Raw genomic sequence first — 22984 nt, 5'->3', positions numbered from 1 at the left:
GCGGGGGTGTTCCAGATATGCGTTGCACACGAGCTGTCAGGTAACCGCGATCGGCCCGCCGTTCGATCCCGTGGCGCCTTTGATCGGCGCCGGCGAGAAGATGTAGGCGAACTGGTACTTGCGATCGGCGATCAGCGCCGTGAAGTCCAGGTTCTCGTGGTTGTAGATGCCGTTCTTGCAGATCAGTTCGCCATGGACCGGGAAGGCCAGGTCCTTGTTCGGATTGGGCACGACCTCGGTCGCCCACTGGTCGGCGCCGGTCAGGCACACGCCCTTGTCGATGCACCACTTGGCGACTTCGAGGCCGATGCCGGGCTCGCCGCTGTTGAACTTGTCATTGTTCTTCAGCCAGAGCTTGCCCCAGCCGGTGTTGAAGAACACCGCATCGCCTTCTTTGATGTCGGCTTCCTGCATGTTCTGCTTCTGCAAGGCCGAACGCAGGTCGGCGACGGTGATCTCCTGGCCGGCATCCATGGGCGCGCCCTTCACCGCCTCGACATCGAACAGATGACCGCGCGTGAAGAACGGCTTGCAGTTCTCGATGCCGATCACGGCGAGGCCATAGGCGCCGCCGATCTCCTGCTCGGTGTGGCCGTTGTAGTAGCGCATCTCGTTCTTGTCGCCGTCCTTGCCCATCTGGATGCCGATGTGGCCAAGTCCGTCGAACTGCGTGCCGGTCTGGCCGATCTCGGTGGCGAGATATTCGTCGTGATAGACGAGCTTGTTGGCGCCGAAGGGTCCGCCGGTCGGCGAACCCGGGATGCGCATGGTGAAGGCGCGCTCACCAAACTTGGGCATGCCCGATTCGTAGACGCGGCCGATGCGGTAGATCTTGCCGTCCTTGATCCATTTCACGGTATCGAGGACCTTGGCCGGCGTGATCCAGTTCGAGGCGCCGGCAACATCGTCCTTGCCCCATTTAGGATGCGGCCAGAAGGGTGCCGCGGTAAGCGCCGGCGCTTGCGCCACTTGCTGAGCGTTGGCGACGCTGGCGACCAACGTGCCGGCGGCGACCGCGCCGCCCACCAGGCCAGCCGTGAGGAATGCTCGGCGATCCTCGTTCACATCTTGCGCCGACTGTTTGAGCTCTTCCTTGTCTTGAAGATATCTCGCGTCCATGGCGCGCTCCCTCCGTTAGTTATTGACGGACGAAGCGTCCTGCCGTCCCCTGCTATCGTCAAGTTGCGCAGGCGCATATCATTCAACTGTCACTAAACCGAAACTGACACCGGCGATGCAATGAGTCTGTTCGATCAAGACAAGTCTGCCGGGCGCATGCCGGTTAGCCTGATCACGGGCTTCCTCGGCAGCGGCAAGACTACGCTGCTCAACCGCGTGCTGGGCGACCCACGCATGGCGCGCAGCCTGGTGCTGGTGAACGAGTTCGGTGAAGTGGGCCTCGATCACCTGTTCATGCAGTCGGTGGCCGGCGACATGGTCCTGCTCCAGTCGGGCTGCGTCTGCTGCACCATCCAGGGCGATCTGGACAAGACGCTGCGCGACATCGCCCGCCGGCGCGCCAAGGGCGAGACGCCGCCGTTCGATCGCGTGCTGCTGGAGACGACGGGTCTCGCCGACCCCGCCCCCATCCTGCAGCTTCTGCTCAACACCCCAATGATCAGCCACGACTATCGCCTGGACAGCGTCGTGGCGACGGTCGATGCGCTGAACGGTGCGCGCCAGCTCGACGAACATCAGGAGGCGGTGAAGCAGGCCGCTGTCGCCGACCGCCTGCTGATCAGCAAGACCGACCTCGCCGACATCAACACCAGCGCCAGGCTGCGTGCCCGGCTGGAGGACCTCAATCCCGGCGCGTCGCTCTTCGAGGTCGTGCAGGGCGAGATTGATCCGGCGCTGCTGTTCGATTCAGGCCCGTTCGACCCTTCCGGCAAGAGCGACCGGGTCCAGCAATGGCTGAACGCCGAGGCGCACGACCATCATCACCATCACGAGCATCACGACCGCTCGCGCCACGACGCCCATATCGGCTCCTTCTGCCTCACCTTCGACCAGCCGCTGGACTGGGACCGCTTCAACCGCTGGCTGATGGCCGTGCGGGCGTCATGGGGCGACAAGCTGTTGCGTGTAAAAGGCGTGCTCGACGTCGTGGGCGAGAGCCAGCCGCTGGTCGTCCACGGCGTCCATCGCACCTTCCATCCACCCACCTTGCTGGCTCGTTGGCCGGACGACGATCGCCGCTCGCGGCTGGTGTTCATCACCCGCGATCTCGACCGCGCGATGGTCGAGGCGAGCTGGACGGAGATGGAGCAAACTTAGACGTGGATGTGTTCGTGCTCATGGGAGCCACCGCCATGTGAGTGGCGACCGCGCGCGCGATCGGCCGGCACGAGATGCAGCTGGCCGTGCCGCACGCCGCGCTGGCTGACCGTCTCGTCGGCCAGTGCCCGTACCGCCTTGACGGGGCCACGCAGCACCGACACCTCCAGGCAGGAATCGTGATCGAGATGGACGTGGAGCGTCGCGACCTGCAGGTCGTGATGCTTGTGCTGCGAGCGGGTAAGGCGCTGGCCGAGGTCCCGCGTCTCGTGGTCATAGACATAGGCCAGCGTTGCAATGCAGAAGCCCTTGGTCTTGCCGTCGTCGCCGAGCTGCTGGCCGGCCTTGACGCCGCGCAGAATGTCGCGAAGGGCCTCCGAGCGGCCGGCGTAGCGGCGCGTTCTCATGTGCTCGTCGAGCGCGTCGACGAGATCGTCGTCGACCGACAGGGTTATGCGCTGCATTGGTCCTCCACCTTGCTCGCCAAACATCAGTATGCACTATTTCCCATTAGTGCATACCAAGCCTCTTCTCTGCACCCTCCTCCTCGTCGCCGGCGGCGCGGCCGAGGCGCAGATTCAAAACCAGTCTCCCGACCCATTCGGGCCGGGCACGGGCGCCTCGACCGTCCTGCCCGCCGTCACCGTCACCGCGCCGCGCTCGCTCGAATCCGAGCCGACCGACGCGGCCAGCGAGAAGCGCATCTCGGGCGAGACGCTGAACACGCGACCGGTTCCGCGACCGGGTGAAATACTGGAGGCCGCCCCCGGCCTTATCGTCACGCAGCACAGCGGCGAGGGCAAAGCCAACCAGTACTTCCTGCGCGGCATGAATCTCGACCACGGCACCGACCTCGCCATCTGGCTCGACGGCATGCCGATCAACATGCGCACCCACGGCCATGGCCAGGGCTATGCCGACGTCAACTTCCTGATCCCCGAGTTGCTCGAGCAGATGATCGTCAAGAAAGGCCCGTACTGGGCCGAGGAGAGCGACTTCGCCTCGGCCGGGTCGCTGCGCCTCGCCTACGCCAGCCGGCTGGAGACCAACGTCGTGTCGGCGACAGGCGGCAGCTTCGGCTACTGGCGCGGGCTCGCCGCCGGCTCGATGGCGGTTGGCCCGGGCTTCCTCACCGCGGCCGGCGAGGTCGTGTTCTACGACGGACCGTGGCAGGCGTCCGACGCCTTGCGCAAGTTCAACGCCTTCCTACGCTACAGCGAGGGCACGCGCGACAACGGGCTCGCCATCACCGCGCTGGCCTACACCAACTCCTGGCATTCGACCGACCAGATCCCGGTGCGCGCCGTCTCCGACGGCAGCCTTAGCCGCTTCGGCGCGGTCGACCAGACCGACGGCGGCAACACCCAGCGCTATTCGCTCAGCATGCGCTGGAGCCGGACCGACGATCGCGGCGCCAGCCTCGTCGAAGCCTACGGCATCTACTCGACGCTGAACCTCTTCAACAACTTCACCTACTTCCTCGACAATCCCGACCTCGGCGACCAGTTCCAGCAGGTGGACAAGCGCAAGATCCTGGGCCTGAACGCGAGTCAGGCATTGCGTCACAAGCTCGCGGGCTTCCTTTCGGAGACCACGGTCGGCACGCAGATCCGCTACGACGACATCGGCGTGGGCCTGTTCAACACCTTCCAACGCACGGCCTACAACACGGTGCGCTACGATCAGGTGAGCGAGAGCAGCGTCGGCCTCTATCTCAAGAACACGACGGCGTGGACCGACTGGCTGAAGGTGACATTGGGCGTGCGCGGCGATCTATTCATGGCCTCCGTGGACAGCACCACGCTTGCCGCCAACTCGGGCTATGCCTCGGCCTTCCTGGCGAGTCCCAAGGCCGGCGTCGTGTTCGGCCCCTTCGAAAAGACCGAGTTCTACCTCAACGGCGGCTTCGGCTATCACAGCAACGACGCGCGCGGCGCCACCATCACGGTGAATCCGGCCGACCCGACTCAGCCCATCGCCGCGGTGCCGCTGCTGGTGCAGTCCAAGGGCGCCGAGATCGGCGTGCGCAGTCAGGCGATCAAGGGTTGGGACACCTCGCTCGCCGTCTTCCTGCTCGACTTCAATTCCGAACTCGTGTTCCTGGGCGACGCCGGCACAACAGAGGCCAGCCGTCCAAGCCGCCGCATCGGCGTCGAATGGACCAACAGCTACCGGCCGACGTCCTGGGCCTCGTTCGATCTCGATCTCGCTTTCACGCGAGCCCGCTTCTCGGACTATTCGCCCGAAGGCAACTTCATCCCGGGCGCGCCGGATTTCGCCGGTTCCGGCGGCATCACGCTTGGCGCAGACACGGGCTGGTTCGGCGCCCTGCGCGTCCGCAGCCTGGGACCGCGGCCACTGACCACCGATGGCAGCGTGTGGACGAGCTTCACCACCACGCTGAACGGCCGTCTGGGCTATATCTTCGACAACGGCATCAAGCTCAATCTCGATGTCTTCAACATCCTGAACACGCAGGCGAGCCAGATCGACTACTTCTACACCTCGCGCCTGCCGGGCGAGCCGGCGGAAGGCGTCGCCGACCTGCACTTCCATCCGGTCGAGCCGACGGCCTTCCGGCTGACGCTGGCCAAGGCCTTCTAGGCCGGACGACCATGTCCGAAACCCGCCAGACCTGAGGCCGTTGCATCACCATTGTCCGCTTCCGACAAAGGAGCATCGACATGGCAACTCTGCGACGAGAGATCCCCGTGGCCGCCGGCGCCGCATCGGTCTGGCAAAAGCTGCGCGACTTCGGCGCGGTCCATACCAAGGTGGCGCCGGGCTTCCTCACCGACCTCAAGATGGACAAGGGCGATCGCATCCTGACCTTCTTCAACGGCATGGTGGCGCGCGAGCGTCTGGTCACCTCGGACGACGAGACCTGTCGTCTCGTCTATTCGGTCGTCGAAGGCCAGGCGAGCCACTACAACGCGGCCGTCCAGGTCTTCCCCGAGGGCGACGGCAGCCGCATGGTGTGGACGATCGACCTTCTGCCCAACGAGCTCGCGCCGGCGATCGGCGGGATGATGGATGAGGCGGTGAAGGTGATGAGGAAGGTGTTGGCGGAGTAGCCCTCATGATCACCTCCCCCGTCTTACGGGGGCCGGGAGGGGGAAGGCCTCAGTCGTAACGTCTCAGATTTCAGATCTGAAATCTTCGAGACCGCCTGTGATGCTCGCCCCCTCCCTACCCTCCCCGTATGACGGGGGAGGAGATGACAGTCCTCGACTAAGCAGCGTCCTGCTTGGGCAGCACGTCCTCGTACTTCTTGAAGCCCGGCAGCTTCTCCATGCGCTCCATCCACGCCTTGATGTTGGCATAGGACGCAAGGTCGATGGCGGCTTCGCCGGCATAGGACACGTCGCCGTAGACCGCGACGTCGGCCACGGTCGGCTCGTTGCCGACCAGGAAGGCCGACGTCGCCAACGAGGCGTCCAGCACCTTCAGCGCATCGCCCGCAAGGCCGCTGTAGAGCTGGTAGAGGTTGTCGTCCAGCTTCATGAAGCCGCGCTTCATGGCGCGCGGGCGGTAGACGTTGGGGGCGAGCCTGTCGAACTCCCAGAACAGCCATTCGCGCACCCGCGCCTTCTCCTCGGGCGTCTTGCCGCCCATCTTGCCGAACTTGTCGGCGAGATAGAGCAGGATCGAGCCCGACTGGCAGAGCTTCAGGTCGCCATCGACCAGCGCCGGCACCTGCCCGAAGCGGTTGACGGCGAGATACTCCGGCTGCTTGTGCGCGCCGGCCCGCAGGTCGACATGCTTGTAGGCGAAGGGCTGGCCCATCAGCGACAGCGCCAAACCGGCCTTGTAGGTCGGTCCGCTCAGCCAGATGCCGTAAAGCGTCAGTTTTGACATGGTCTCTCCCAATTGATCGAGGTCACAGCATCGCACTTGAGTGAGCCCCGGTTAAGCCTGTATGAGCGGGCATGAAGATTTCGGCGCGCGACATCGATCACCTCTCCCTGACCCTGACCGACCCGGAGTCGGCCGCGACCCGGCTGCAGCAGCTCGGCTTCAACCTGACGCCGGAAGGCGTCGAGCCGCGCTGCATCTGCTTCCAGCCCGACCAGGACGACGTGCCCAACTACCTCGAGCTGCTGCAGGGCGAGCCGCCCGTCATCGCGGTTGCGGCAAACGTCACCGAGCTCGAGGGCGAGGAGCGCACGCACGCCTGGGAAACCAACGACGGTTACGAGGTCGATGCCGGCGTCGTGGTCGGCGAAAGTGATGGGCCCCTGCCCTGGTTCCCGGTGCGCCATGAGACGCCCGATGCCTTCATGGAGCCGGAATGGATCGTTCATCCCAACGGCGCATTGGCGATGATGGCAGTGCATGCCGTCGCCGAGAACCCCAAGGAGATCGCCAAGGCGCTGAAAGAGAAGTGGAGCGCCAAGGTCGAGGAGATCCTCGACGGCTGCCTGCTGGTGAAGACCGGCACCGTCGAATTGCTGATCTGGTCGGCGGCCGCCTATCAGAGCGAATACAAGGCGATTGAGGCGATTGCACCGCAGGAGCTGCCGGCGATCGTCGGTGTCACCATCGCCGTCGAGCGCGCGCGGCCCTTGCAGGCCCTGCTGCGCGCCAACAACGTGCCCTTCGCCCTGGCCGAAGGCGATCGCGTGCTGACGGGTCCCGACCAGTCGGGCGGCCTGATGTTCGAGTTCTTGCCGCAGAATTGAGTCTTGCCGGCCCGCGGGCCTCCAGGCCCGCTCATGATCTTCGTCTTCTGGACCGCGAGCCTCTGGCTCGCTCATGATTATGAGCGGGCCTGGAGGCCCGCGGTCCGGCGAGACTACATCACCGCCGGCAGCACAAGTTCCTTCAGCAGCACGTCGGCAACGCGACGCTGGTCCATGCCCGACTTCCAATAGTTGCCGCAGTTCATCGCCACGACGAGGTCGAGCCCCGGCATGACGTACAGTCGCTGGCCGCCCCACCCCGCCGCGCCGATCGTGCGCGCGCCGCCATCCTGCGGCGACAGCAGATACCAATGCCAGCCGTAGCCGGAGGGACCGTCGATGACGACGGCCTGTGTCGTCGACTGCTCCAGCCACTTCGCCGGCACCAGCTGGCGGCCCTGCCAGACGCCATTGGCCAGCACTATCCTGCCGACATTGACGAGATCGCGCGGCCGCAGGCGCAGGCCCGATGCGGCAATCGTCTCGCCGTCATTGCCGTGCGACCATTCGGTCGGTCCCGCCCCCATCGGATCGAACAGGACGCGTCGCGCATAGTCCGGCAGCTTCTCGCCGGTGCCGCGGGTGATCAGGTAGCCAAGCAGCGCCGTGGCGCCGCCGTTGTAGATCCACTTCATGCCGGGCGGACCGATGATCGGGCAGGACAGCACGTAGCGATAACGATCGGCGGCAGCCTCCATCGCGATCTCGCTGTTGCGCGGATCGGGATACGGAAGGGTGAGCTCGTCCCACTCGACGCCCATCGTCATGCTGAGCACGTGCGCAACGGTGATCCGCTCACGCGCCGGCTGGCTTGCCAGGTCGGCATATTGCGGGAACTGATCGTAAAGCCTCGCTTCCGGCAGCGGCACCTTGCCGTCGGCAAGTGCGATGCCATAGAGCATGCCGACGATGCTCTTGCTGACCGAACGCAGGTCGTGCAGCACGTCCGGCCCAAAGGTCACCTTGCCGAGCGGCTCTCCCCGGATCTCGTCCTCGCCCGTTCCGTAGTGCTCGAACACCATGCGCCCGCTCTTCCAGACCAGCAGGGTGTGCAGGCCGAACACGCGGCCGTCTTTCTCCAGGCCGGCGAGACGTGTCGCCATGTCACCGTCCGCCGCCATCGCGCGTCCCATCGCTGCCGTCGTCATGACTGCCGCTCCCGTACCGATGACCGCCTGCCGGCGGCCGATGTTGCGTCCGGTCATTTCGCCTTCTCCTTCTTCGAAGAGGGGTGCGCGATGCGCGTCTGCAGCTCCGAATCGAGCACGAAGCGCCGGCGCACCGCGGCGGCGACCTGATGGACGTGGCGTTCGGCCTCGTCGATGTGCTCGACCATGAGTTTGCGCACCTGCTTGACATCGCCGCGCCGCGCCGCTGCCAGCAGACGCCTGTGCGCCGCCACGTTGGTCTCACCAAGCTTGTGGCCCGCCGCCGAATTCTGATCGCCCATCGCTACCGAAAAGCGCAGCAGGTGGTTGATGACCTGGCACATGAAGCGCAACAGCATGTTTGGGTTGGCTGCCGCCAGCACATCGTGGAAGTGCAGGTCCTCCTGCCGCTGCGCCAAGGCCTGCTCAGCGCTGACGGGATGCGGCGCGCAGGTCTCGATGCTGCGTTCAAGCGCCGCGAAATGCTCTTCGGTCAGATGAGGCACCGCGCCGGCCGCGAGCTCCGGCTCGAGCAGGCGGCGCACGGCATAGATCTGCGCCACGTCGAGTTCGCGGAAGAAGAGATAGTTCTGCAAAAGCTGGAAGGCACGCTCCAGCGGCACCTCGCCAATCGTGGCGCCGCCGGCCGGCCCTGTGGTCACCGTGACCAGCCCCTGCACTTCCAGCGATTTCAACGCCTCGCGCGCCGTACCCTTGCTGACGCCGAACAGTTCCTGAAGCTCGTCTTCCTTGGGCAGCTTGTCGCCCGGTCCGAGCCGGCGCTCGGCGATCCAGCGCTTGATCTCCTCAACCATGAGATCACCGCGCTTGGGGGTGCGGATGGATGCCATTCACCCTATTTATTATAATAAATAGGAGAGTCAAGCTCCCGAGAAGGGAGATCGGCCGAACTGCAGGGGCATCAGGGGCGGGCTGTCGCCGCCGCCTTCGCGCCAGCGACCCGGCGTCAGGCCGGTGACGCGCTTGAAGGCACGGTTGAAGGCCGCTTCCGATTCGTAGCCGCTGTCGAGGGCGATGCGGGCGATGGCGTCGCGACCGTTGCGCAGGCGGTCGGCGGCAAGCTGGATACGCCAGCCCGTCAGGTACTCGATGGGAGGCTTGCCCAGCACGGCGTTGAAGCGCTCGCCCAGCACGGTGCGCGAGGCGCCCGCTTCGCGGGCCAGATCGTCGGTCGTCCAGCGACGGGCCGGATCGGCCTGCATGAGCTGCAGGGCGCGGCCGACCAGCGGATCGTTCAATGCGGCGAACAGGCCCTTGCTGCCCTCCGGCAGGCGGCCAGCATGGCGGCGCAGCAATTCGACGAACAGCAGCTCCATCATGCGGCCCAGGATCACCTCGGCGCCCGGCGTCAGGGAATCGACCCGTGCCAGTAGATCGTCGATCGTGCGGGCAATGCCCAAGCCCACCGCCTCGTCGTCGGCGCGATCGACCAGCATCTCGGGCAGCGTGCGGAACATCGGTGCGAACATCATCTCCGCCGATTCGATGAAACCGCAGACGAAGCGCGTCTCGGTCCCGCCGCCGCCATGGCTGAATGACCAGACGCCTTCCTTGGAATCGAGATTGACGATGCTCGAGGCCGGCACGAACTCGGCCTCGCCGCGCCACAGCTTGTGCTCGGCGGCGAACGGCAGGAGCACCAGGTCGCCGGGCTTGAGCTCGCGACGCACGCCGCCCGCCGTCTCCATCATGCAACCGCCGCTGGCAACGTAGTGGAAGATGCTGACATGGCGCAGGTGCGCCATGGGGATCGCCGGGTCGTAGCGTTGCGGCGACAAAATCCCAAACGGCTCTGTGAAACTGGCCTTCAGGAAGATGGCGCCGGTCAGCCGGACGGCGCGCAGCATGTCCGCCAGGACATCGGTGCCGGGCGGCCGATCGGCAAAGGACGGCGGTATTGCGGTCATTGTGCGAAAACCTCTAGCCGAGGATACAGGCGTCGCCAACCCGAAGAGAGGCATTCATGTCTGTACAGCCCCTACTCAAGTCTTCCCCCTACCCTGACTGGTTGAGCGACCTCGCCAAGCTCGGCCCGCAGATCGCCGAGGAAGGCCAACGCTGCGATGCCGAAAACCGCTATGTCGGCGCCAATATCGCAGCCCTGCGCGACCATGGTTTCCTCGGACTGGCCGTTCCGGCCGAGCTAGGCGGCGGCGGCCTGTCCCGAGTCGAGCTTGCAAATATGCTCCGCGAATTGGCGCATTATTGCGGCGCCACCGCCCTGGTCATGGCCATGCACACCCACACCGTGGCGGCCGCCGCCTGGCGCTGGCGCTACCAGAAAGCACCCACCGACGGCCTGCTGAAGCGGGTCGCCGCCGAGCGCCTGCAGCTCCTGAGCTCCGGCGGATCCGACTGGCTGCCGGGCTCCGGCACCGCCAAGAAGGTCGAGGGTGGGTACAAGGTCAATGGCCTGAAGGTCTTCGCCAGCGGCGCGCCGTCGGCCAACATCTTCATGACCGGCGCCGTTGAACAGACGGCAGAAGGACCGACGGCGCTGCAGTTCGGCGTGCCGATGAACGCGTCCGGCGTGTCGATCGTCGAGACCTGGGACACGCTCGGCATGCGCGGCACGGCCTCGCATAGCGTCAAGCTCGCGAACGTGTTTGTGGCCGATGCCGCCATCGCCGCCCGCCGGCCGGCCGGTGTCTGGCATCCGTCGTTCCACCTGATCTCCATGGTTGCGTTCCCGCTGATCTACGCCGTCTATACCGGCGTCGCTGAGGCGGCGCGCGACATCGCGGTGGCGGCCGCCGCCAAGCGCACGCAGCCGGAGACGATCGACGCGGTCGGCCAGCTCGACACCGAGCTTGCCGCCACGCAGATCGCCCATCGCAGCATGATCGAGACCATGGAGCAGGCGCAGCCTGGTCCCGAGACCACCAACAAGGTCTTCCAGCATCGCGCGCTGGTCGCCCGCGGCGCGGTCAAGACGGTCGAGCTGGCGCTGGTCGCCGCAGGCGGCGCCGGCTTCTTCAAGAGCATGCGCCTGGAGCGCGCGTTCCGCGACGTCCAGGGCGCGCGCTACCATCCGTTGACGGATGGCCAGCAACAGAAGCTCGCCGGCCGCATGGCGCTCGGCCTGCCGATCGACGGCTGATCTACGCGAAGCGACGTGCCCTAGAACGCTGGCACCGGCGCCTGGGGCACGTCCTTCCAGAAATCGGGATCGTGGCCGAAGAACAGCTTCGCCCCGCCCTTCTCCAGCGCCTCGAGCCGATCGAGCGACGCCAGCATCTGCTCGCGGTCATAGACGAAGCGCGGCAGGCGGCGCTCGCGCATTGTGCGGCAGAAGTAGCAGGCGTCGGCCGTGATCACGACCTCGCCCTTCTCGGTGCGCACCCTGAGCGACTGATGGCCGGGCGTGTGGCCATATGTCGGGATGCACACCACGCTGCCGTCGCCGAACACGTCATGCTCGCCCTCGACCTGCTTGACCTGATGACCATGGTCGAAGTCGGCACGAAAGAAGCCGACCTTGGCCGCCGTCTCGGGATCCTGCGCGGCCTGCCATTCGCGCTTCTGCACGACCATGGTGGCGTTGGGCACCAACTCGTTGCCACCGGCATGGTCGAAGTGAAGATGTGAATTGATGATGTAGTCGACCTTGCCGGGATCGCGGTCGATCGATTCCAGGCGGGACTTCACGTCGTCCTCGGCACCGTACTGCTCGAAGCCGAAGATGCGGGCCGCGCGCTCGCCAATCCGGCCGGCGGCGTCGGTACGCAACTGCGGATGCATGCCGGTGTCGAACAGCGCGCGTCCCTTGGGATGCTCGATGAGATAGGACGGGATGGGCAAGGCCACCTGGCCGTCCTCGCCTTCGATCATGTCCTTCAGGCGGCCGACCAGACGGCCGCAAGTCATGGCGTACAGCTTCGCCGTCATTTGCTTCCTCTCTTCCGTGGTCAAAGCGTAGCACATATGATTCGCGCCATGCGCCTTGCGTCCGTTTTCCTTCTCGTCCTGCTCTGCGGTTCGGCTGCGGCGCACGCGCAATCTCCCGATCCACCTGCGCCGCGCGTCACGCTCGACATTGCCCTGCCGCCACCGCCCGATCATCGATTGTCGGGCCTCGGCCCTCCGGGCCGCCTTGCCGTCGGCGCTGACGGCTCGATCTACGTCGCGAGCTCGAGCTTCCAGCCGTCGCCCGACGGCATACTGCCGGCCAGGAGTGCGCATATCGAGCTGCTGGCCTACACGCGCGAGGGCACGCAGAAGTATCGCACCCTGCTGCCCGTGCAGGCCGGCGTCGGGCCGAGCGGCTTCAATGCCGAATCGCTAGGCGTCGTCGCCTTCCCGTCCGGCGAGGCGGCAGTGTTCCTGTCGAGCTCGAACACCCGCGTGGCCCTGCCGCAAGACGACCGTTCGGTGACGACGCTCTACAGGCTCGACGCGAACGGCAAGGTGCAGAGCGCCGCTTCGGTCCTGCCGGCGGCCGCCGACGTCGCCGGCGCCTTCTATCGCACCCGGTTCTACCTGCCGACGGCCGATAACGGGCTGCTGGTAGGCGGCGGCTACGGCCCCGATCCCTTCAACTGGTGGATCGGCAAGTTCGACACGGCAGGCCAGCGCACCTGGCAGGCCGGCCCGGGGCCGGCCTATCCGGAGGACGTCTACGGCCTCGCCGTCAAGCCGGACGGCAGTGTGTCGGCGATCATCCAGGAAGTCGGACAAATGTCAGGCCTCAGCCGGTGGACCGTCGCGCGCTTTGCCGCCGACGGCACGCCGCAGGGCCGCTCGCCTTTCAACACGCTCGGCACGTCGTTCGTGCTTCTGCCCGGCTTCTGGGTCTCCGCGATCGATGTCTTCCAGACGGCAAACGCGCCGGCTCTGGTGCGGCTCGACGAACAGGGCAAGGTGCTGGGCCGGGCGCCATGGCCGTTCGACCAGACGCGCCGGCTGATCGCCGACGGCGACGGCGTGGCCGCCGTCGTCTGCGCCGCGGCCGGACCGCTCTGCTTCGTGGTGTGCGCCAGCGTCGACGGCAATACCCGCTGGCAGAGCCCGCCCGGCAGCTTCACCGACATCGCCCGCACGCCGGACGGCCAGATCGTCGCCGTGTCGTGGTCCGCCGACATGCTGTCGGCGAACCTGGTGCGGTTCGCGAATCCTTAGGCGTCGAGCGCCTTCTTCAAAAGTTCGTTGACGACCTTGGGGTTGGCCTTGCCGCCGGTCGACTTCATCACCTGGCCGACGAACCAGCCGAACAGCGTGGGCTTCGCCTTGTAGGCGGCGAGCTGTCCGGGATTGGCGTCGATCACCGCCTTGATGGCGGCCTCGATGGCGCCGGTGTCCGTCACCTGCTTCAGGCCGCGCTCCTCGACCAGCGTCGCTGGATCCTTGCCCGTCTCCTCCATGGCGACGAACAGGTCCTTGGCGATGCGGCCTGAGATCGTACCGTCGGCAATGAGGTCCAAGAGCTTGCCGAGATTGGCTGCGCTCACCGGCGACTGGTCGATGGAGACGCCGCGGCGGTTCAGCATGCCGAAGAAGTCGCCGGTCACCCAGTTGGCCGCCTGCTTGGCGTCGCGGCCCTTGGCCACGGTCTCGAAGAACTCCGCGGTCTCCTTCTCGGCCGTCAGCACACCGGCATCGTACGGCGAGAGCCCAAAATCGCCGATGTAGCGGTTCTTCCGCGCGTCGGGCAGCTCGGGCAGCGTGTCGCGGATCTTGTCGACATACTCTTTGGTCAGGATCAGCGGCAGCAGGTCGGGATCGGGGAAGTAGCGATAGTCGTGCGCGTCTTCCTTGGAGCGCTGCGGGCGCGTCTCGCCCTTGTTGGGATCAAACCCCCGCGTCTCCTGCACCACGGTGCCGCCGCCTTCGATCAGCTCGACTTGGCGGCGCGCTTCGTACTCGATCGCCTGCTTCACGAAGCGGATCGAGTTCACGTTCTTGATCTCGCAGCGCGTGCCGAGCGGCCCGTTCGGCTTGCGCACCGAGACGTTGACGTCGCAGCGCATGGAGCCTTCGTCCATGTTGCCGTCGCAGGTGCCGAGATAGCGCACGATCGAGCGCAGCTTGGCGAGATAGGCCGCGGCCTCGTCGGCCGAGCGCAGATCGGGCTTGCTCACGATCTCCATCAGCGCCACGCCTGACCGGTTGAGGTCGATATAGCTCTGGGTGGGATGCTGATCGTGCAGGTTCTTCGCGGCATCCTGCTCGAGATGGAGGCGCTCGATGCCGATCTTGCGTGTCTCGCCGTCAGGCAGGTCGATCTCGACCTCGCCCTCGCCTACGATCGGGTCCTTGTACTGGGAGATCTGGTAGCCCGCCGGCAGGTCGGCGTAGAAGTAGTTCTTGCGGTCGAACACCGAGCGCAGGTTGATCTTGGCGTTCAGCCCCAGCCCCGTACGCACCGACTGCTCGACGCAGCGCTTGTTGATCACCGGCAGCATGCCGGGCATGGCGGCGTCGACCAGCGATACCTGGGTGTTGGGATCGGCGCCGAACGTCGTCGGCGCGCCGGAGAACAACTTGGCGTCGGAGATCACCTGGGCATGGACTTCCAGTCCCAGGACGATTTCCCAATCGCCGGTTTCGCCTTTGATCATGGACATAATGCGAGGGTACTTAGGCGATCACCGCGGCGGCGTCCAGAGCGCCAGGAACCGCTGCACGACGGTGGCAGAATTGTCCGATGCGAGCTGGAAGAACGTGCGGATCTGGTTGACCCCCTCGCTTCCGCCCGCAAGGTCAGAGAGGCTGCGAAAAGCGATGAATGGCACGCCGTTGGCATAGGCTACCATGGCGACCGCAGCGCTTTCCATGTCCAGGACATGGGCTTCGAAGGTTTTGAACACGTATTCGCGGAAAGCGGCATTGTCGACGAAGGCTGCACCGGAAACGCCGTTGCCGCCGACGACGACGCGCGGCGTGCCGGGCAGGCAGGCCTCCTCGGCCGTGCAACGCTTGAGCTCGGTCGCGCCGAGCTTGCCCGCGGCGGCGAGCATGCCGGGATCGGCGTCGAACCAGAAACGCCGCTCCTCCCCGTTGGCCGTACGCGCCCAGACCTCGGACGGAAAGATCATGCCGTAGTTGGCAAAGGGCGTCTTCGCCCACGGCGGCGGCTGGAACTTGCCGTCGATCTCGCGCGCAAACACGGCTTCGAGATACTGCCCCCAGCGCGCGGCCACTGCGACGTCACCGATCCGCAGGTTGGGGTCGACGCCGCCGGCGATGCCGCTCACCACGATGCCGGCGACGTCGAAGCGATCGAGCGCGAGCTGCGTGGTCATGGTCGCATTCACCATGCTGATGCCACTCAGGAACAACACAACCTTGCGACCCGACAGTGTCCCGGTCACGAACTCCACGCCGTTGGCATAGTGGCTCTTGGGCTCGCCGAGGCTGGCCTTCAAAGTTTTCCATTCAGGCTCGAAGGCGCAGATCACGGCAACGCGTGGCACGGTGTCGAGCCGATCGGCCGCCCTCAACGGCAGAGCGAGAAGCGACAGCAGCAGGCACAGGATGGGAGCGATGAAGCGCATGGTGTCCGCTGAATAGCTCGTCGAATCCCGCTTGGCAAAAAAATCGATTCGTGTCCTGCTCGCCCCGATTGCGGAGGCAAACATGACACTATCGATGCGGCGCATCGTGCTTTTCACAAAGAACATGCCGGGAATGATGGCGTTCTACCGCGACGTGCTCGGCCTCAAGGTCAGGAAGGACGAAAAGGGCTGGAAGGAGTTCGACGCCAACGGCTGCGTCATCGCTTTGCACAACGGCACTTCGGCGGTCGGCCGCCGGCCGCCCAAGATCGGCTTCTGGGCCAAGGACATCCCGGCGGCGCGCCAGGAACTGGTCGGCCGCGGCGCCAAAATGTCCAAGCTGATGACCGGCGGCGGGCTGGTGCGTTGCGAGGGCAAGGACCCCGACGGCAATCCCTTCTCGATTTCGGATCGGGCTTGACCGACTTTTGACATATGTCACTGAGCGACCTAATTTGACACACATGGAAAAGACCCAGGTATATCTGCCATCAGAGGAGCTTGCCGCTCTGCGCAAGGCGGCAGCGCGCTCCGGCCGCAGCGTGGCCGACCTCATTCGAGAGGCGATCCGCAGGCAGGTGCTCAAGCCGCCGGCCAAGGGGCCGGTTGCGCTATGGGACGGCGAACCGAAGCGGACATCCGTCGACCACGACAGCGTCCACGACGACGTCTAATGCGGCAGGGCGAAGCGGTCTTCGTCGATAGCGGCGCATGGATCGCGCTGGCCCTCTCACGCGACCCGCTGCATGAGCGCGCCCGAGAGCATTGGGAGATACTCGAGGAGGCCGGGGGCAGGCTTCACACCTCGATTCCCGTCGTCCTCGAAACCTTTACCTTTCTTGAGCGCAATGCTCATAGGGACGTGGCATTGGCCTGGAAGGAATCGATCTACGGTCGTGTCCCAGTCAAAGTGCTTCCCTGCGAGCTGCGCGATTTGGCCCAGTCCTGGGACTACTTTCGACGCAAAGATCTTCACAAGCTGTCGGCCGTCGATGCAACCAGCTTTGCAATCATGAAACGCGCCCGCATACGAGTAGCGTTCACGTTCGATCACCATTTCGCCGCGGTGGGGTTCAGACTGGTCGGGTAACCGGCGGCGCAAGTAAAGCAAGGGAGGATTAATTGTCCGTTCTTCGTCGTCGTTCAGTACTCATCGGCAGTGCCGCCGCGACCGTAGCTGCGCCCGCCGTCGTCAAGGCGCAGAACCTCGCCCAGGCCGGCGACTGGCCCAAGGGGCCGGTCAAGATCATCGTCCCCTTCCCGCCCGGCGGCTCGACCGACCCGGTGGCGCGCATCATCCAGGCCAAGCTCGTCGACCAGACCGGCTGGCAGGTCATCGTCGACAACAAGCCGGGCGGCGCCAGCGTCGTCGGCGCGTCGATCGCGGCCAAGTCGCCGCCTGACGGCCAGACCTGGATGGTGACCTTCGACAGCCATATCCTCAATCCGGCGTTCGCTCCGTCGATCCCCTACAAGGACTCCGAGCTGATGAACGTCATGCTGATCGGGCGCACGCCGCAGGCGATCGCCGCGCACCCCGACCGGCCCTACAAGACCTTCGCCGAGGTAGCGGCCGATGCCAAGGCGCGGCCCGAGAAGGTGAGCTTCGGCGTGCTGGGCGGCAGCCAGGCGCTGGTGCTGGCGACGCTGATCAACAAGGAGAACGCGCTCAAGATCAACCTGATCCCCTACAAGGGCGGCGGCCCCTTGGTGCAGGACCTGCTGGGCGGCGTCACCGACATCGGCATTTCCAGCCTCGCCTCGTTCAGCCCGCACATTCGCGCGAACAAGATCCGCCCCGTAGCGGTTACCGGCGAGGCGCGCACGCCGGCGCTGCCCGACGTGCCGACGCTGGCCGAGCAGAACATCAAGGCCTTCCCGTCCTATTCGTGGTGGGGCGTCTATGCGCCGGCCGGCGTGCCCAAGCCGATCGTCGATCGCATGCATGCCGAGATCACCAAGGCGGTGCGCACGCCCGACGTGACGCAGAAGTTCATCGAGCAGTTCAACATGGAGATCATGACCAGCTCGCCCGAGGACTTCGCCGCCTACCAGAAGAGCGAGCAGGAGCGCTGGTTCAAGGTGATCAAGGAGAACGACATCAGGGGCGACTAGGGCCCGGTCGCCAGCAGCGAAGAAGTCGGTCGCTGGGCGCGCACCGGTTGCCCGGCGCGACCAGGCAAATCCGACCGCGGCGGGCCTCGTCATTGATTTTGGTCAAAGCCCACGCCGGGAGCCCGGTTCACGTTGTTTCGGCGTTCATCCTGGACGCGAGAGAAGAAACAAGCGGGGACCAGCCATGTCACGAGCTAGCCGTCGTACCACGCTCAAACTGATGGGAGGCGCCGGTCTGGCGACCGCCCTGCCCTTGCCGCTTGCCGCGCAGGGTGACGATCTCGTCGTGCCGAACACCTACCAGAACTTCAAGCGCGGCACGATCCACAGCCTCCATCCGGAACGCCGCATCTTCAACATCGTGTGGGAGGACCTCGGCCGCGTGAAGATGCGCGCTGCGGACCTCGTCACCAACTATCCGTCGCTCAAGGTCGGCAACATCGTCGACACCCAGTGGTACGACTACCTCGACTTCATGATCGCCCCGAAGACGGCGCAGAACGACACCCAGGCCAAGGCGATGCTGGCCAAGGGGGCGCGCCTGCAGGGCATCCCCGGCATGCAGGAGCCGATCAAGCTGTGGCGCATGGACGGCATGGTCACCAAGGTCGACGGCAACACGATCTACCTGATCAACGCTTCGGGCGGCCGGCCCGAGGAGCCGGCGCCGGATAGTGGCGAGGTCATCCAGCTGCCGACGGCGCAGACCGCGAATGGCCAGGCTGCCGTGAGGTCAGTCAAGGTCGGCGACCAGGTCATCACCGTGTGGAGCCAGCAAACCGCCATCAAGGCCACTGTCATCCGCTGATCCCGCACGAGCCCGCGATCGGATGGGGCTCGGGTGGCTCCATCCGATCAAAATGCTACGTCGAATCATGCGCTCACTGATCCTCGCCTTGATCCTGGCGACGACTATTACCGTGCCGGCACACGCCTAGTGGCAGTATGCCGAATGGGGCTTCACGCCTTCTCAGATCATGTCGGCGAGCTCAGGCCAGGCCGTGCCGTGCCGCGCCGACGCGCCGGTCTGCACGCCACCACCCGGTGGCCTGCAGCCTTCGCTCTTCGTCGAGCGGCTGGAGATGGTGGGCATGCCGGCATCGACGTCGTTTGCATTCAACAGCGACGGCAAGCTCGCCCAGACGGTCGTACTGTTCCCCGACTCCGATCCGGAGCTGCAGACTGGCCTCCTGCAGGGCATTCACGGCAAGCCCATGGATGAAGCCCAGCGCGTATGGCGGGACGAGCGCCGCGGCACGATCATCACGGCGGTCCCTACCGACCGCGGCACCATGCTGGTTTATCGACCGGCCGGGCGTTAGGACGTCAGAAGGCGGCGGCCACGCTGGCCGGCGCCGCGCCCACCTTGCCGACCTCGCGCAGCTTGGCGCCCTCAAGCACGACGACGCCGTCGCTGCCGATGAGACCTATAAGCCCGCGCTTCTTCAGCTTGCCCATGCTGCGGCTCACCGTCTCGATGGTGAGACCGAGATAGTCGCCGATCTCACCGCGACTCATGTGCAGGACAAGCGGCGTGCCGCCGATATGGCGGTCGCGGTACAGCGCGTCGATCTCGCAGAGGAAATGCGCCACGCGCTCGGTCGACTTCAGCTGGCCGAGCACCAGCATGGCCTGCCCGGTCTGCTTGAGCGCGCTCGACAGCGCTTCCGACACCGCCGCGGCGAGGTCGGGATGATCGGCAGCGAAGGCGTCGAAGCCGCGGCGATCGAAGGCGCAGGCCTCGACGTCGGTCAGCGCCTCGCCCTCGAAGGCGTACCTGCCGTCGTTGTCGAGATAGCCCACGCAGTCGCCCGGCGCGCGCACGGCGACGATCTGCCGGCGGCCGTCATCAAGCGCGCGCGAGACCGCGGCGATGCCTTTGCGGATCTTGAAGAACGACGTCATCGGATCGCCGGCGCGGAACAGCGTCTCGTGCCGCTTCCAGTGGCGGATGCCGCCCAGCGCCAGCAGCCGGCGAAGGCGGGCATCATCCAGTGGCCTGCACAGGTTCAGCGACCTGCCGACACAGCGGTCGCATGGCAGGGAAGTAAGCAACTTCAGCCCAACCGCTATGCCCCGCGGCTGGCCGGGAGGCGCCGTGAAGTTCACGGCGGGATGTTATCACACTGTCTGAACCGTATCAGCCCCAACTCAGGATGATGCCGACGTCGCCCGGCATGCCGCCCGGATAATTGATTGTCTCGTAGCGGATGTGATAGCCGCGCGGCTGCAGCTGGCGCTTCCAGAAGTCGTAGATCTCCCGGGGAATGCCCGTCAGCGTCGCCTCCCAGCCGGCCTCGGCCTGGTTGATGGCCCGGCCGTTGTCGCTGCAAAGCGAATGGGGAAAGCGGAAGACCTGCACAGACATCTGGCCGTTCTCGACCGCGCGGTTGATGATGATCGAGGCCTTCTCCATCACCTCGTCGTCGCTCAGTCCCGACGGCTTGGTCAGCCGCTCGAGCAGGGCGCGCTTCTCCTCATCCTCCGCGTGCTGCGCCTTGAGCGCGGCCGAGGCCTTGGCGCCCTCCACCTCGGCGATCCGGGCTTGCAGTTCCTTGACGGTGAGCAGCTTCATGGCGTCCTCCTACCGTCCATCAGTATAGCTCATTGACGAAGCGGCGACCCTTCATCGTCGCATGGTCGTCATATTGCCGCTTGTCCGAGCGCGGCGGCAGCTTGACCTTGGCCTTGTCGATCCGCTTGTAAGGGATCTGCGCCAGGATATGGGAGATGGCGTTGAGCCGGCCCCGCCGCTTGTCGTCGGTGCGCACGATATACCAGGGCGACTCTTCCGTATCGGTGCGTTCCAGCATCATGTCGCGCGCCTTGGAATATTCGTACCAGCGCTTGAAGGACTCGGTATCCATCGGGCTCAGCTTCCATTGCCGGATCGGATCCTCGATGCGCGCCATGAAGCGGCGCTCCTGCTCCTTCTGCCCGACTTCCAGCCAAATCTTGAGCAGCCTGATGCCGCCGTCGACCACGAACCTCTCGACGACCGGGCAGAGCTCCAGGAAGCGCTGATGCTGCTCGGGCGTGCAGAAACCCATGACGTACTCGACGCCGGCGCGATTGTACCAGCTGCGGTCGAAGATCACGATCTCGCCAGCCGCCGGGAAGTGCTCGATGTAGCGCTGCATGTACATCTCGGTCTTCTGCCGGTCGGTGGGTGCAGGCAAGGCAAAGACGCGAAAGACCCGCGGGCTCACGCGCGCGGTCATCGCCTTGATCAGCCCGCCCTTGCCGGCAGCATCACGGCCCTCGAGCACGATCACGATCCGCTCGCCGGTCGCCTTGACCCAGTCCTGCAGATGGCAGAGCTCGACCTGGAGCTTCTCGAGTTCCTTCTCGTACTGCTTGCGCTTCAGCTTCTCGCCGACATCCTTGCTCATGGCCGTTCCTACTCCCCGGATCAGGCTAACGAGCCGTACTGGCGTACGGCATTGATATTGGTCAACAGGCCTCTGGCGCCTGCCAGCAGCCCGGCCTAGGCTCGCCGAAAATACAGACGCATCCGGGAGGCTGACATGGCCGTCTTGCGTCGCCGCGTCGTGCTGGCTGGGAGCCTCGGCACGACCCTTTGGGTATCCCGCGTCAATGCCCAGGCCGACTGGCCGAAGGGGCCGATCAAGTTCATCGTGCCCTTCCCGCCGGGCGGCGGCACCGATCCGATCGCCCGCATCATAGCCGCCAAGCTGGGCGATAACACCGGCTGGCAGATCGTGGTCGAGAACAAGCCCGGCGCCGCCGGCGTGATCGGCGCCACGGCCACCGCCAAGTCACCACCCGACGGCCAGACCTGGATGGTGACCTTCGACAGCCACATCCTGAGCCCCGCCTTCACGCCCAACCTCACCTACAAGGACTCCGATCTCTTCAACGTGATGCTGGTCGGCCGCGCCCCGCTGGTCATCACCTGCCATCCCGACCGCCCCTACAAGACCTTCGCCGAGGTCGTGGCCGACGCCCGCAGGCGGCCGGGCCAGGTCAGCGTCGGCATGCTGTCGGCCAGCCAGTCGCTGCTGCTGATGACCCATGTCCGCAAGGAGAACGGCTTCGACGCCAACTTCATCTTCTACAAGGGTGGTGGGCCGACGGTGCAGGACGCCCTGGCCGGCGTCACCGACATGTGCATCACCACGTTGGTGTCGGCCGTGCCCTATTGCCGGACCGGCAAGCTGCGCGCGTTGGCCACTACCGGCGAGAAGCGGCCGCCGGCGCTTCCCGACATCCCAACCCTTACCGAGCAGGGTATCAAATCCTACCCGACCTATTCCTGGTGGGGCCTCTACGGACCCGCCGGCATGCCGCGGCCGATCGTCGATCGCATGAACGCCGAACTCGCCAGGGCGGTGCGGTCGGCCGACGTGATGCAGAAATTCGTCGAGCAGATCCACCTCGAAGTCCTCGCCAGCTCGCCCGAGGAGTTCGCGGCATTCCACAAGGCCGAGCAGGAGCGCTGGTTCAAGGTCATCAGGGACAACGACATCAAGGCAACTGACTGAGGTCTCAGCTTCCTCCCCATCGTCCTTACGATGGGGAGGTGGCCCGAAGGGCCGGAGGGGTCAGGGGCTGCAGTCCTGATGGTCATGCCCCCTCGGCCCGCTGCGCGGGCACCTCCCCAGCTTAGCTTTGCACAGTGGTTTTGCCGGGCTGAACCGCAAACGGGATCGTGTTCGTGCAACAGCGTGGCAAACGTTGGCAAGCCATTGATGCGCTGCGATTTGTGGCCCTGCCGGCGGCCGGACGCTGTCGCCTGAAACGCCACGGAAACGACATGTCGCGTGCCTCGGCTCGACCACTGGCCGGAGGGAATTCCCGCCAGATTCCGCCAGGCCCGAAAACATCAACGAAGCCATTGAATCTATTGCGTTTTTGAATTTTCGCTAATTCCGCTGACCGTTTTCACGCTGTGGCAAGGGCGGGTTGCTTCGGGTGGCTTCGCTCGGCATGACGGAAAGCTGGACCCGGCAGGGCTGCTGCCGGGCGCGACGATACCGGATGAACGATGCATAGAGCGGAGCCGCCGGGAGGCGAGCGCGCGGTCAATATAACTGAGGTGCTTTCTCGGATCAACTACGGTTCTATTTTTGCGTCCCATAAGGGGCGAAAAGGCGCAAAAATCGTTCGGGTCGCGCAAAGGTGCCGGCAGTGCTGGCAATCTCGCCGGCCCCCCGCGCCAACCCGCCATGATCACTGTGCAGAGCTACTAGTAGCGCGTCACAGTGGTTTTGACGTCAAGGGCTCC

At 65.4% G+C, this 22984-nt stretch carries 25 protein-coding genes; 13 read left to right on the top strand and 12 right to left on the bottom strand.

Going from position 1 to position 22984, the window contains the following annotated elements; all coding sequences use genetic code 11:
- Nucleotides 1–36: 36 nt before the first annotated feature.
- Nucleotides 37–1119, bottom strand: a complete 1083-nt coding sequence (locus tag RSO01_RS06610; protein ID WP_147147429.1) for a cyclase family protein — start codon at nucleotides 1117–1119, stop codon at nucleotides 37–39.
- 120 nt (nucleotides 1120–1239) lie between these two features.
- On the opposite strand from RSO01_RS06610, the gene RSO01_RS06605 reads away from it, so the two are divergent.
- Complete coding sequence (locus tag RSO01_RS06605; RefSeq protein WP_147147426.1) at nucleotides 1240–2277, top strand: CobW family GTP-binding protein; 1038 nt, start codon at nucleotides 1240–1242, stop codon at nucleotides 2275–2277.
- Here RSO01_RS06605 and nikR read toward each other — a convergent pair.
- Nucleotides 2274–2741, bottom strand: coding sequence for a nickel-responsive transcriptional regulator NikR (gene nikR, locus RSO01_RS06600; protein WP_147147424.1), 468 nt, complete (start codon nucleotides 2739–2741; stop codon nucleotides 2274–2276). The two genes, RSO01_RS06605 and nikR, sit on opposite strands and share 4 nt — an antisense overlap.
- A 49-nt stretch (nucleotides 2742–2790) precedes the next feature.
- Here nikR and RSO01_RS06595 point away from each other — a divergent pair, with 49 nt between their 5' ends.
- Together RSO01_RS06595 and RSO01_RS06590 are read left to right on the top strand one after the other, a co-directional pair.
- A complete protein-coding gene (locus tag RSO01_RS06595; RefSeq protein WP_170302885.1) occupies nucleotides 2791–4881 on the top strand; it encodes a TonB-dependent receptor in 2091 nt (696 codons plus the stop codon).
- Nucleotides 4882–4961: 80 nt separating this feature from the next.
- Nucleotides 4962–5351 carry an SRPBCC family protein gene (locus RSO01_RS06590; RefSeq protein WP_147147420.1) on the top strand — a complete coding sequence of 130 codons (390 nt, stop codon included), beginning with the start codon at nucleotides 4962–4964 and terminating at the stop codon, nucleotides 5349–5351.
- Between the two features lie 157 nt (nucleotides 5352–5508).
- On the opposite strand, the gene RSO01_RS06585 is transcribed toward RSO01_RS06590, so the two are convergent.
- The gene (locus RSO01_RS06585; RefSeq protein ID WP_147147419.1) at nucleotides 5509–6135 is read right to left on the bottom strand and encodes a glutathione S-transferase family protein; all 627 of its coding nucleotides are present in this window, start codon (nucleotides 6133–6135) and stop codon (nucleotides 5509–5511) included.
- A gap of 71 nt (nucleotides 6136–6206) precedes the next feature.
- Here RSO01_RS06585 and RSO01_RS06580 point away from each other — a divergent pair, with 71 nt between their 5' ends.
- Nucleotides 6207–6959 (top strand): VOC family protein, encoded by a 753-nt coding sequence (locus tag RSO01_RS06580; protein WP_147147417.1) that lies wholly within the window; start codon nucleotides 6207–6209, stop codon nucleotides 6957–6959.
- 113 nt (nucleotides 6960–7072) lie between these two features.
- Here RSO01_RS06580 and RSO01_RS06575 read toward each other — a convergent pair whose 3' ends face one another.
- Genes RSO01_RS06575 through RSO01_RS06565 form a run of 3 tightly spaced genes read right to left on the bottom strand, consistent with a single transcriptional unit; the run spans nucleotide 7073 to nucleotide 10035 of the window.
- Nucleotides 7073–8164: a serine hydrolase domain-containing protein gene (locus RSO01_RS06575; RefSeq protein ID WP_246158153.1), complete on the bottom strand. Its 1092-nt coding sequence runs from the start codon at nucleotides 8162–8164 to the stop codon at nucleotides 7073–7075.
- Nucleotides 8161–8958 carry a FadR/GntR family transcriptional regulator gene (locus RSO01_RS06570; protein WP_147147415.1) on the bottom strand — a complete coding sequence of 266 codons (798 nt, stop codon included), beginning with the start codon at nucleotides 8956–8958 and terminating at the stop codon, nucleotides 8161–8163. Before RSO01_RS06570 ends, RSO01_RS06575 begins: the two co-directional genes overlap by 4 nt.
- A 30-nt stretch (nucleotides 8959–8988) precedes the next feature.
- Nucleotides 8989–10035 carry an AraC family transcriptional regulator gene (locus RSO01_RS06565; protein WP_170302884.1) on the bottom strand — a complete coding sequence of 349 codons (1047 nt, stop codon included), beginning with the start codon at nucleotides 10033–10035 and terminating at the stop codon, nucleotides 8989–8991.
- Between the two features lie 101 nt (nucleotides 10036–10136).
- Here RSO01_RS06565 and RSO01_RS06560 point away from each other — a divergent pair, with 101 nt between their 5' ends.
- Nucleotides 10137–11228 (top strand): acyl-CoA dehydrogenase family protein, encoded by a 1092-nt coding sequence (locus RSO01_RS06560; RefSeq protein WP_246158150.1) that lies wholly within the window; start codon nucleotides 10137–10139, stop codon nucleotides 11226–11228.
- A 20-nt stretch (nucleotides 11229–11248) separates the two neighbouring features.
- Here RSO01_RS06560 and RSO01_RS06555 read toward each other — a convergent pair whose 3' ends face one another.
- Nucleotides 11249–12016, bottom strand: coding sequence for an N-acyl homoserine lactonase family protein (locus RSO01_RS06555; RefSeq protein ID WP_170302883.1), 768 nt, complete (start codon nucleotides 12014–12016; stop codon nucleotides 11249–11251).
- A 48-nt stretch (nucleotides 12017–12064) separates the two neighbouring features.
- On the opposite strand from RSO01_RS06555, the gene RSO01_RS06550 reads away from it, so the two are divergent.
- The gene (locus RSO01_RS06550) at nucleotides 12065–13246 is read left to right on the top strand and encodes a hypothetical protein (RefSeq protein ID WP_170302882.1); all 1182 of its coding nucleotides are present in this window, start codon (nucleotides 12065–12067) and stop codon (nucleotides 13244–13246) included.
- On the opposite strand, the gene gatB is transcribed toward RSO01_RS06550, so the two are convergent.
- On the bottom strand, nucleotides 13243–14691 hold the full coding sequence (gene gatB / locus RSO01_RS06545) for an Asp-tRNA(Asn)/Glu-tRNA(Gln) amidotransferase subunit GatB (protein ID WP_147147405.1): 1449 nt from the start codon (nucleotides 14689–14691) through the stop codon (nucleotides 13243–13245). The two genes, RSO01_RS06550 and gatB, sit on opposite strands and share 4 nt — an antisense overlap.
- A 21-nt stretch (nucleotides 14692–14712) precedes the next feature.
- The gene (locus RSO01_RS06540; protein WP_147147404.1) at nucleotides 14713–15621 is read right to left on the bottom strand and encodes a 5'-methylthioadenosine/S-adenosylhomocysteine nucleosidase; all 909 of its coding nucleotides are present in this window, start codon (nucleotides 15619–15621) and stop codon (nucleotides 14713–14715) included.
- Between the two features lie 82 nt (nucleotides 15622–15703).
- On the opposite strand from RSO01_RS06540, the gene RSO01_RS06535 reads away from it, so the two are divergent.
- The 6 genes from RSO01_RS06535 to RSO01_RS06510 all read left to right on the top strand — a co-directional run bounded on the left by RSO01_RS06535 (nucleotide 15704) and on the right by RSO01_RS06510 (nucleotide 19058).
- On the top strand, nucleotides 15704–16042 hold the full coding sequence (locus RSO01_RS06535) for a VOC family protein (protein ID WP_147147402.1): 339 nt from the start codon (nucleotides 15704–15706) through the stop codon (nucleotides 16040–16042).
- A gap of 43 nt (nucleotides 16043–16085) precedes the next feature.
- On the top strand, nucleotides 16086–16295 hold the full coding sequence (locus RSO01_RS06530) for a ribbon-helix-helix protein, CopG family (RefSeq protein WP_147147400.1): 210 nt from the start codon (nucleotides 16086–16088) through the stop codon (nucleotides 16293–16295).
- Nucleotides 16295–16711: a type II toxin-antitoxin system VapC family toxin gene (locus RSO01_RS06525; protein WP_170302881.1), complete on the top strand. Its 417-nt coding sequence runs from the start codon at nucleotides 16295–16297 to the stop codon at nucleotides 16709–16711. The genes RSO01_RS06530 and RSO01_RS06525 overlap by 1 nt, the downstream gene beginning before the upstream one ends.
- Before the next feature lie 32 nt (nucleotides 16712–16743).
- Nucleotides 16744–17736, top strand: a complete 993-nt coding sequence (locus RSO01_RS06520; RefSeq protein WP_147147396.1) for a Bug family tripartite tricarboxylate transporter substrate binding protein — start codon at nucleotides 16744–16746, stop codon at nucleotides 17734–17736.
- A 220-nt stretch (nucleotides 17737–17956) separates the two neighbouring features.
- Nucleotides 17957–18544 carry a hypothetical protein gene (locus tag RSO01_RS06515; protein ID WP_170302880.1) on the top strand — a complete coding sequence of 196 codons (588 nt, stop codon included), beginning with the start codon at nucleotides 17957–17959 and terminating at the stop codon, nucleotides 18542–18544.
- Nucleotides 18545–18713: 169 nt separating this feature from the next.
- A complete protein-coding gene (locus RSO01_RS06510; RefSeq protein WP_147147393.1) occupies nucleotides 18714–19058 on the top strand; it encodes a hypothetical protein in 345 nt (114 codons plus the stop codon).
- A 4-nt stretch (nucleotides 19059–19062) separates the two neighbouring features.
- Here RSO01_RS06510 and RSO01_RS06505 read toward each other — a convergent pair whose 3' ends face one another.
- Genes RSO01_RS06505 through ppk2 form a run of 3 tightly spaced genes read right to left on the bottom strand, consistent with a single transcriptional unit; the run spans nucleotide 19063 to nucleotide 21128 of the window.
- Complete coding sequence (locus RSO01_RS06505; RefSeq protein ID WP_170302879.1) at nucleotides 19063–19845, bottom strand: Crp/Fnr family transcriptional regulator; 783 nt, start codon at nucleotides 19843–19845, stop codon at nucleotides 19063–19065.
- 31 nt (nucleotides 19846–19876) lie between these two features.
- Nucleotides 19877–20311: a hypothetical protein gene (locus tag RSO01_RS06500; RefSeq protein WP_147147390.1), complete on the bottom strand. Its 435-nt coding sequence runs from the start codon at nucleotides 20309–20311 to the stop codon at nucleotides 19877–19879.
- A gap of 19 nt (nucleotides 20312–20330) precedes the next feature.
- Nucleotides 20331–21128, bottom strand: a complete 798-nt coding sequence (gene ppk2 / locus RSO01_RS06495) for a polyphosphate kinase 2 (protein WP_147147387.1) — start codon at nucleotides 21126–21128, stop codon at nucleotides 20331–20333.
- A 135-nt stretch (nucleotides 21129–21263) separates the two neighbouring features.
- On the opposite strand from ppk2, the gene RSO01_RS06490 reads away from it, so the two are divergent.
- The gene (locus tag RSO01_RS06490; protein WP_147147385.1) at nucleotides 21264–22241 is read left to right on the top strand and encodes a Bug family tripartite tricarboxylate transporter substrate binding protein; all 978 of its coding nucleotides are present in this window, start codon (nucleotides 21264–21266) and stop codon (nucleotides 22239–22241) included.
- Nucleotides 22242–22984 lie beyond the last annotated feature (743 nt).

This window comes from Reyranella soli, from assembly GCF_007992495.1.
In the GTDB taxonomy this organism is placed as follows: Bacteria; Pseudomonadota; Alphaproteobacteria; order Reyranellales; family Reyranellaceae; genus Reyranella; species Reyranella soli.
The sequence above is the reverse complement of the archived record's forward strand: the minus strand, read 5'-3'. Positions and strand labels throughout refer to the sequence as shown.

Excerpts from the sequence above, each read along its gene's own strand:
- RSO01_RS06610 (WP_147147429.1), bottom strand. The coding sequence starts at position 1,119 with ATGGACGCGAGATATCTTCAAGACAAGGAAGAGCTCAAACAGTCGGCG.
- RSO01_RS06605 (WP_147147426.1), top strand. The coding sequence starts at position 1,240 with ATGAGTCTGTTCGATCAAGACAAGTCTGCCGGGCGCATGCCGGTTAGC.
- nikR (WP_147147424.1), bottom strand. The coding sequence starts at position 2,741 with ATGCAGCGCATAACCCTGTCGGTCGACGACGATCTCGTCGACGCGCTC.
- RSO01_RS06590 (WP_147147420.1), top strand. The coding sequence starts at position 4,962 with ATGGCAACTCTGCGACGAGAGATCCCCGTGGCCGCCGGCGCCGCATCG.
- RSO01_RS06585 (WP_147147419.1), bottom strand. The coding sequence starts at position 6,135 with ATGTCAAAACTGACGCTTTACGGCATCTGGCTGAGCGGACCGACCTAC.
- RSO01_RS06580 (WP_147147417.1), top strand. The coding sequence starts at position 6,207 with ATGAAGATTTCGGCGCGCGACATCGATCACCTCTCCCTGACCCTGACC.
- RSO01_RS06575 (WP_246158153.1), bottom strand. The coding sequence starts at position 8,164 with ATGACCGGACGCAACATCGGCCGCCGGCAGGCGGTCATCGGTACGGGA.
- RSO01_RS06570 (WP_147147415.1), bottom strand. The coding sequence starts at position 8,958 with ATGGCATCCATCCGCACCCCCAAGCGCGGTGATCTCATGGTTGAGGAG.
- RSO01_RS06565 (WP_170302884.1), bottom strand. The coding sequence starts at position 10,035 with ATGACCGCAATACCGCCGTCCTTTGCCGATCGGCCGCCCGGCACCGAT.
- RSO01_RS06555 (WP_170302883.1), bottom strand. The coding sequence starts at position 12,016 with ATGACGGCGAAGCTGTACGCCATGACTTGCGGCCGTCTGGTCGGCCGC.
- RSO01_RS06550 (WP_170302882.1), top strand. The coding sequence starts at position 12,065 with ATGCGCCTTGCGTCCGTTTTCCTTCTCGTCCTGCTCTGCGGTTCGGCT.
- gatB (WP_147147405.1), bottom strand. The coding sequence starts at position 14,691 with ATGTCCATGATCAAAGGCGAAACCGGCGATTGGGAAATCGTCCTGGGA.
- RSO01_RS06540 (WP_147147404.1), bottom strand. The coding sequence starts at position 15,621 with ATGCGCTTCATCGCTCCCATCCTGTGCCTGCTGCTGTCGCTTCTCGCT.
- RSO01_RS06535 (WP_147147402.1), top strand. The coding sequence starts at position 15,704 with ATGACACTATCGATGCGGCGCATCGTGCTTTTCACAAAGAACATGCCG.
- RSO01_RS06530 (WP_147147400.1), top strand. The coding sequence starts at position 16,086 with ATGGAAAAGACCCAGGTATATCTGCCATCAGAGGAGCTTGCCGCTCTG.
- RSO01_RS06525 (WP_170302881.1), top strand. The coding sequence starts at position 16,295 with ATGCGGCAGGGCGAAGCGGTCTTCGTCGATAGCGGCGCATGGATCGCG.
- RSO01_RS06515 (WP_170302880.1), top strand. The coding sequence starts at position 17,957 with ATGGGAGGCGCCGGTCTGGCGACCGCCCTGCCCTTGCCGCTTGCCGCG.
- RSO01_RS06510 (WP_147147393.1), top strand. The coding sequence starts at position 18,714 with ATGTCGGCGAGCTCAGGCCAGGCCGTGCCGTGCCGCGCCGACGCGCCG.
- RSO01_RS06500 (WP_147147390.1), bottom strand. The coding sequence starts at position 20,311 with ATGAAGCTGCTCACCGTCAAGGAACTGCAAGCCCGGATCGCCGAGGTG.
- ppk2 (WP_147147387.1), bottom strand. The coding sequence starts at position 21,128 with ATGAGCAAGGATGTCGGCGAGAAGCTGAAGCGCAAGCAGTACGAGAAG.
- RSO01_RS06490 (WP_147147385.1), top strand. The coding sequence starts at position 21,264 with ATGGCCGTCTTGCGTCGCCGCGTCGTGCTGGCTGGGAGCCTCGGCACG.